Genomic DNA, 8333 nt, shown 5'->3' on the forward strand with positions numbered 1-8333 from the left:
TCATAAATTGCAATCTGCAAATAATCACTCTTTGGTTGCAAACCATTGTGGCAAGCAAAATTCTGCATACCCCTTGACCGGAACGATTTCCCTGTCCATGTCGGAGAACCGGTATTCCTCAAGCGGCAAGTATTACGGCACTCTCCTCGCCGGATGCGGCACTTTTTTTAGAGAATCATGATGAATGTTGTAGTGGTGGAATCGCCTGCCAAGGCTAAGACGATCAACAAGTATCTGGGGTCCGGATACAAGGTGCTCGCCTCCTTCGGACATGTGCGCGATCTGCCTGCCAAGGACGGCTCGGTTCTTCCTGACCAGGACTTCGAAATGCTTTGGGAGGTCGACAGCGCCTCGGCCAAGCGCATGAAGGATATTGCAGACGCGGTGAAGTCGTCCGACGGATTGATCCTGGCGACCGACCCGGATCGCGAGGGTGAAGCGATCTCCTGGCATGTGCTGGACGTGCTGAACAAGAAGCGTGTGCTGAACGGCAAGCCGGTCAAGCGCGTCGTCTTCAACGCCATTACCAAGAAGGCCGTGCTCGACGCCATGGCGGAGCCACGCGACATCGACGTGCCGCTGGTCGATGCCTATCTGGCACGGCGCGCCCTCGACTATCTCGTCGGCTTCAATCTTTCGCCGGTTCTATGGCGCAAGCTGCCGGGCGCCCGTTCGGCCGGGCGCGTGCAGTCGGTTGCCCTGCGTCTCGTCTGCGACCGCGAATCCGAGATCGAGCGCTTCATCTCCGAAGAGTACTGGAATATCTCGGCACTGCTGAAGACGCCGCGCGGCGACGAATTCGAAGCCAAACTGGTTGCAGCCAATGGCAAGCGGTTGCAGGCACGCGCGGTCGGCAACGGCGAGGAGGCCGGCAAGCTGAAGGCGCTGCTCGAGGGAGCGGCCTATGTCGTCGACAGCGTCGAGGCAAAGCCCGTCAAGCGCAACCCGGGACCGCCGTTCACGACTTCGACGCTGCAGCAGGCGGCCTCCTCGAAGCTCGGCTTCTCGGCCTCCCGCACCATGCAGGTCGCGCAGAAGCTCTACGAGGGTGTCGATATCGGCGGCGAGACGGTCGGTCTCATCACCTATATGCGTACCGACGGCGTGCAGATGGCGCCGGAAGCGATCGATGCGGCGCGCCGCGCCATCGTCGATCAGTTCGGCGAGCGCTACATGCCCGAGAAAGCCCGATTCTATTCGACCAAGGCCAAGAATGCCCAGGAAGCCCACGAAGCTATCCGGCCGACGGACTTTAATCGCTCGCCTGACCGCGTGCACAAATTCCTCGATGCCGACCAGATCAAGCTTTACGACCTGATCTGGAAGCGTGGCATCGCAAGCCAGATGGCGTCGGCCGAAATCGAACGCACGACAGCAGAAATCACCGCGGACAACAATGGCCAGAAGGCCGGCCTGCGCGCCGTCGGCTCCGTTATCCGATTCGACGGCTTCATCGCGGCCTACACCGACCAGAAGGAAGACGGCGAGCAACCCGACGACGGCGACGAGGATGGCCGCCTGCCGGAGATCAATGCGCGCGAAACTCTCGCCAAGCAGAAGATCAATTCCACGCAGCACTTCACCGAACCGCCGCCGCGCTATTCGGAAGCCTCGCTGATCAAGAAGATGGAAGAGCTCGGCATCGGTCGTCCGTCCACCTATGCTGCCACGCTCGCGACGCTCCGCGACCGCGAATATGTGACGATCGACAAGCGCAAACTGATTCCCCACTCCAAGGGACGTCTGGTCACGGCGTTCCTCGAAAGCTTCTTCACGAAGTATGTCGAATATGATTTCACGGCCGATCTGGAAGAAAAGCTTGACCGGATTTCAGCCGGCGAGCTGAACTGGAAGCAGGTGCTTCGCGATTTCTGGAAGGATTTCTTCTCGCAGATCGAGGACACCAAGGAACTGCGCGTCACCAACGTGCTGGACTCGCTCAACGAGGCGCTGGCGCCGCTGGTCTTCCCGAAGCGCGAGGACGGCAGCGATCCGCGCATCTGCCAGGTCTGCGGCACCGGCAACCTATCGCTGAAGCTTGGCAAATACGGCGCATTCGTCGGCTGCTCAAACTATCCGGAGTGCAACTATACCCGCCAGCTTTCCTCCGAAAACGGTGGGGAAGCCGAAAACGGAGCCCTGAACGAGCCGAAGAATCTTGGCACCGATCCGGTGACCGGCGAGGAGCTGACGCTGCGTTCCGGCCGCTTCGGCCCCTACATCCAGCGCGGCGACGGCAAGGATGCCAAGCGCGCCTCGCTGCCGAAGGGCTGGAAGCCGGAGGATATCGACTACGAGAAGGCGATGGCGCTGATCTCGCTGCCGCGCGATATCGGCAAACATCCGGAAACCGGCAAGATGATCTCGTCCGGCATCGGCCGCTATGGACCGTTCCTTCTCCATGATGGCGGCTACGCCAATCTGGAAAGTGTCGAGGATGTGTTTTCGGTCGGCCTCAACCGCGCGGTGACGCTGATTGCCGAGAAGGCGAACAAGGCTCCGGGCGGACGCGGCCGCGGAACACCAGCCGCGCTGAAGGAGTTGGGCGACCATCCCGATGGCGGCGCGATCACCGTTCGCGACGGCAAGTACGGGCCCTATGTAAGCTGGGGCAAGGTGAATGCGACCCTGCCGAAGGGCAAGGATCCGCAGGCGATCACCGTCGAGGAAGCGCTCGCGCTGATCGCCGCAAAGGCCAGCAAGGCGCCGGCGGCCAAGGGCAAAGCGAAGCCGAAGGCGAAGGCCGAGGCTGCCGAAGGCAAGGCGACGAAGACAGCCGCCAAGCCAAAGACCAAGGCATCTGCGAAGGCGAAAGCGCCCGCGAAAACGAAAAAGAGCTGACCGTGAGCAAGGCCCCGCGCGAAAGAACGAACACCATGGGCAAGCGCCCGGGCAAGATCGGCCGCGCAGACCAAGATGACGCGGTCGTTGAACCGCTGAACATCGTGCATGGCGCATTGCCGTCTCGCGAAGTCATCCTGCGCTTCATCGCCGACCATCCGCAACAGGCCTCCAAGCGGGAAATCGCCAAGGCTTTTGGCCTGAAGGGCGACAACCGCGTCGAGCTCAAGCATCTGCTGCGCGATCTCGAGCAGGAGGGCATGCTGCAGAAGACTCGCAAGTCGCTGATCCGGCCAGGCGCGCTTCCACCTGTCACCGTTCTCGACATCACCACGCGCGACAAGGACGGCGAACTGATCGGGCGGCCGGCGGAATGGCCGGAGGATCAGGGCGTTGCGCCTGCGGTCGCCATCCGCCAGTCGTCACCGGCGGGACGCCAGGGCAAGGGCAAGGCGCCCGTTGCCGGAATGGGCGACCGCGTCGTAGCGAAGATCTTCCCGGCCAAGGACCGAGGCGGCCCCGCCTATACGGCGCGCATCATCAAGATCATCGAAAAGCGCCGTGGCGCGAGCATGGGCGTCTTCCGCACGGCGCCCGGCGGCGCGGGACGGCTGCTGCCGATCGAGAAGCGCGGCGAGGAAATGGTGATCGATCCGGATTATACCGGCGGCGCCAAGGACGGCGACCTGGTCGAAGTCGAGATCGCCCGCCTGGGACGCTTCGGCCTGCCGCGCGCAAAAGTGCTGTCGGTCGTCGGCTCCGTCGGCTCCGAGAAGGCGATCTCGATGATCGCGATCCACGCGCACAGCATCCCGCATGTGTTCCCGCAGGCAGTCATCGACGAAGCCGAGGCTGCAAAGCCCGCGACCATGTCGCATCGCGAGGACTGGCGCGATGTGCCGCTGATCACCATCGACCCGGCCGACGCAAAGGATCATGACGACGCGGTCTATGCCGAAACGGATCCCTCGCCAGATAATCCCGGCGGCGTGGTCATCACCGTGGCAATTGCCGATGTGTCCTACTATGTGCGGCCAAATTCGGCACTCGACCGCGAAGCGTTGAAGCGCGGCAACTCGGTCTATTTCCCCGACCGCGTGGTGCCGATGCTGCCGGAGCGTATTTCCAACGATCTCTGCTCGTTGAAGGAAGGCGTCGACCGGCCGGCGCTTGCCGTTCGCATGGTCTTCTCGAAGGAAGGGCGAAAGATCGGGCACACGTTTCACCGTGTGATGATGAAGAGTGCCGCGAAGCTCGCCTACAGCCAGGCGCAGGCGGCAATCGACGGCACGCCGGATGACAAGACCGGGCCGCTGCTGGAACCGATCCTGAGGCCCCTTTGGCAGGCCTATGAGGTGATAAAGCGAGGCCGCGACAGGCGTCAGCCGCTCGAGCTGGACATGCCTGAGCGCAAGATCCTGTTGAAACCGGACGGCACCGTCGACCGCGTCTTCGTGCCGCCGCGGCTCGACGCCCACAAACTCATCGAAGAGATGATGATCCAGGCCAACGTCTGTGCCGCCGAAACGCTTGAGAAGAAGCGTCAGATGCTGATCTATCGCATCCACGATGGGCCGACCCTCGCCAAGCAGGAGATCCTGCGGGAATTTCTGGCAACGCTCGGCATCTCGCTTGCCAAGGGCGGTAACGTGCGGGCGAACAGCTTCAACGGCATCCTCGCCAAGGCCGAAAACACACCGCATCAGACCATGGTCAACGAAATGGTGCTCAGGTCGCAGAGCCAGGCAATCTACAGTCCGGAGAATATCGGCCATTTCGGGCTGAACCTCATGAAGTATGCGCACTTCACATCGCCGATCCGCCGATACGCGGACCTGATCGTCCATCGCGCGCTGGTCGGCTCGCTCGGTCTTGGCGAAGGCGGCATTACGCCGGAGGAAGAAGCCTCGCTTGACGATATCGCCGCCGAAATCTCGACCTTCGAGCGCCGCGCGATGGCGGCGGAGCGTGAAACGGTCGATCGCCTGATCGCCCATCACCTCAGCACGCGCGTCGGCGAAGAATTCGAAGGCCGCGTTTCCGGTGTCACGAAATCGGGACTATTTGTCGCTCTCCCTGAATATGGAGCCGATGGCTTCATACCTATATCAACGCTCGGTACGGACTATTTCATCTATGACGAGGCGCATCAGGCGCTGTCGGGTGAAAGGACCGGACTGGGGTACCGTCTTGGGGACGACGTGACCGTAAAGCTCGCTGAAGCGATCCCGCTTGCGGGTGCGCTTCGTTTCGAGATGGTAAGCGAAGGACGCAAGATGCCGACGGCGGTGCGCTCCTTCCACAAGGCTGGCCGCCGCGACAACCGGCAGGCCCGCAACAAGGCCGGGACAAGGCCGCCCAGAGGGCGGCGGTAGAGCATCCTTCCGGGGTGCTCTGCATTTGAAGTGAAGAGCGTCCCTTGTCCGCACGGCGGGCCGGCGGCGCTCCATGCGTGTAGGGACGCAGGAAGGAAGACCATGAGCACCGCCTCCAACGAACAACCGATCCGTTATGGAGAAGCAGAGAAGACCGAACGACCGCTTGGCCGCTCCATCATGCGCGGCATGCAGAACCGCTGCCCGCATTGCGGCACCGGCAAGCTTTTCAGGGCTTTCCTGAAGCCCGTCGACAATTGCGCCGTCTGCGGCGAGGCAATGTATCACCACCGTTCCGACGATCTGCCGCCTTACCTCACCATCGTCGTCGTCGGCCACATCATCATCGGGGGCTACATGATGACCGACTTGGTTTGGCCAATGCCGCTGTGGCTCACCTTCGCCATCTGGACACCCCTTACCCTGCTGGCGGCGCTGCTGATAATCCAGCCGATCAAGGGTGGCGTGATCGGCCTGCAATGGGCGCTTCGTCTGCACGGCTTCGGCGGTCACGGCGACGATCACGACGAATACGAGATCCCCGGTCGCCGCCGCTCAATGTAAGCGAACCTTCACGGTCAAGACATATTTCGCATGTAGTGGGCAACGCTCATCGGCGCTGCGGGGTTATCGACGCCCTTCAGCGCCGGTCCGGCCAAGTGAATGGTAAAGCGTTTCGAAATGAACATCTTGCCTGATCTATTGCCATCGGCACCGGACTTTCCGTAAACAAAGTCCGTCACTTAGATTTGGCACGCATGTGCCTTTCTATGTGTCAAAAAAAACGGGCGATTCGCTTTAGTCACTCAAGGATGAATTAATGTCTCAGCCGAGAAACGGCACAGCGGGCGATGTCGAAGAAATCCATTGGCCGTCGCTGGTTGCCGCGATCTCGTCGATTTCCGCCGTGGGAATCGCAATCGGCCTCGGACTTCCGCTTCTCAGCATCATCCTGGAAAAGCGCGGCATCCCCTCAACGCTCATCGGCCTGAATACCGCCATGGCCGGGGTCGCCGCCATGATTGCAGCGCCGATCACGACGAAACTCGCGCATGAATTCGGCGTCGCATCGACCATGCTCTGGGCGGTGGTGATTGCAGCCCTCAGCGCGCTCGGATTTTATTACGCGGAGAATTTCTGGCTCTGGTTTCCGCTGCGCTTTGCCTTCCACGGCACGACGACCACCCTCTTCATCCTCTCCGAATTCTGGATCAACGCGGCCTCTCCGCCTTCGAAACGCGGCTTCGTGCTGGGCATTTACGCGACGGTGCTTTCAATCGGCTTCGCGGCCGGCCCCCTGCTCTTCTCGATCCTCGGCAGCGACGGCATAATGCCGTTTCTCGTCGGCGCGATCGCGATCCTGCTTGCAGCGATTCCGATCTTCATCGCCCGGCATGAAAGCCCCATCCTCGACGAGAAGCCGGAGCTGCACTTCATGCGCTATGTCTTCCTGGTGCCGACGGCGACCGCAGCGGTCTTTATTTTCGGCGCCGTCGAAGCGGGCGGGCTTTCGCTCTTTCCGATCTACGCGATCCGCGCGAACTTCACCGAATCGCAGGCTGCCCTGCTGCTGACGGTCATGGGCGTCGGCAACGTTATCTTTCAGATTCCGGTCGGGCTGCTCTCCGATAAGATTTCCGACAAGCGCCCGCTTCTCGCCGGGATGGCCTTCATGGGCCTTATCGGCTCGCTGATGCTTCCGGTCCTCTCCCATAGCTGGATCATGATGGCGCTGGTGCTGCTTTTCTGGGGCGGTTGCGTCGCCGGCCTCTACACCGTAGGCCTCAGCCATCTCGGCTCACGCCTGACAGGCTCCGATCTTGCCGCGGCAAATGCCGCCTTCGTCTTCTGCTACGCCGTCGGCACGGTTGCCGGTCCACAGGTGATCGGTGCGGCAATCGACGTTGCCGGAAACAACGGCTTTGCATGGTCAATCGCCTGTTTCTTCGGCCTTTATGCCATACTGGCCGGCATAAGGCTGCTTTTCCTCCGAAAGCGGGCTTGACTTTTCGGGCGGGATTCGTAGTTTCGCGCCAGAATTTGCCGTGGAGCCCATCCGGCTTTCCACGGCTTTCATTTTCTTAAAGGCAGGACGACCATGGCCAAGGCTACCACAATCAAGATCAAGCTGCTGTCGACGGCCGACACCGGTTTCTTCTACGTCACGACGAAGAACAGCCGTACGATGACGGACAAGATGACGAAGACCAAGTATGACCCGGTTGCTAAGAAGCACGTCGAGTTCAAGGAAACCAAGATCAAGTAATTCTTGATTCCAGGTTGATTCAAGAAGCGCGCGCCATCCGGTCGCGCGCTTTTTTGTGCCTTGAGCGCCAGTTGCCACCATGTCTGCGCAAAACAGAAACGCCGTCCTTCCGCAAGGGGAAGGACGGCGTTCTCTTGGATTGGGGGCCGGCCAGCAGGCAACGCGGCACGAGGAACCGCTTGAGTTGCGTGCTAGCCGGCCGACCCCACGACCCAGGAGATGCGGCGGACCTGAGCATCATGGGGTATGACGGCGCCTCCAAAAGGAGCGCTTTCTCTATGAGCCGATAATTTGCGCAAAAATGAAAGAAAATCAACAAATTCTTAATCGCCGGAATTCCTAGCATGCTCCTATGGTTAAAAGTCCAACTTCGGGACAGCTGGGTGATAACCGATTGATCTCTGCAGCCATAAAATGAAATAGTTTCGGCCAAGAAACCACCCGATATATCTCAGTAGCACTATGGATGCTGACCTTACGTAAGACATCGGACACTTCGATTGCGCCAATAGCACCCTCTCCGAAGACGCCCTCAAAACGTGCTATTCTTATATGGCAGCGCTGCTGTTCTTATCCCTACTCGCGACACTTCCGGAAATGGCCCCTTATATTTAGAGATCCACTTCCAAACGGCGCTGTCTGCAGACTGGGCCGTTTCTCCGACGCCATTATTACAAATGTTTAAGGATTAGCGTTTTCCGGTGGAAAACTACTCTTTCGATCCGTTGTGACGTCGAATTTGATCAGGCGGCCGCAGCAACAACGCGGTTTCGACCGGTATTCTTTGCTTCGTAAAGAGCAAGATCTGCCTGCTTCATAAGCTGGTCCGGTGTGAGGACGGAAGACAGGCG

At 60.3% G+C, this 8333-nt stretch carries 5 protein-coding genes; all 5 read left to right on the plus strand.

What is annotated here, in order from left to right; translation table 11 throughout:
• Positions 1-180 precede the first annotated feature (180 nt).
• Positions 181-2841, plus strand: a complete 2661-nt coding sequence (gene topA / locus ACPYOI_RS21425; protein ID WP_481417037.1) for a type I DNA topoisomerase — start codon at positions 181-183, stop codon at positions 2839-2841.
• Positions 2842-2843: 2 nt separating this feature from the next.
• Positions 2844-5216 carry a ribonuclease R gene (rnr, locus tag ACPYOI_RS21430; protein ID WP_481417036.1) on the plus strand — a complete coding sequence of 791 codons (2373 nt, stop codon included), beginning with the start codon at positions 2844-2846 and terminating at the stop codon, positions 5214-5216.
• Positions 5217-5318: 102 nt separating this feature from the next.
• Positions 5319-5780 (plus strand): DUF983 domain-containing protein, encoded by a 462-nt coding sequence (locus ACPYOI_RS21435; protein WP_481417035.1) that lies wholly within the window; start codon positions 5319-5321, stop codon positions 5778-5780.
• 256 nt (positions 5781-6036) lie between these two features.
• Entirely contained in the window at positions 6037-7221 is a 1185-nt protein-coding gene (locus tag ACPYOI_RS21440; protein WP_481417034.1) for an MFS transporter, read from the plus strand.
• 93 nt (positions 7222-7314) lie between these two features.
• Positions 7315-7482 (plus strand): 50S ribosomal protein L33, encoded by a 168-nt coding sequence (gene rpmG, locus ACPYOI_RS21445; protein WP_003547442.1) that lies wholly within the window; start codon positions 7315-7317, stop codon positions 7480-7482.
• Positions 7483-8333 lie beyond the last annotated feature (851 nt).

It is taken from the genome of Rhizobium sp. SVR5-2C (assembly GCF_056755115.1).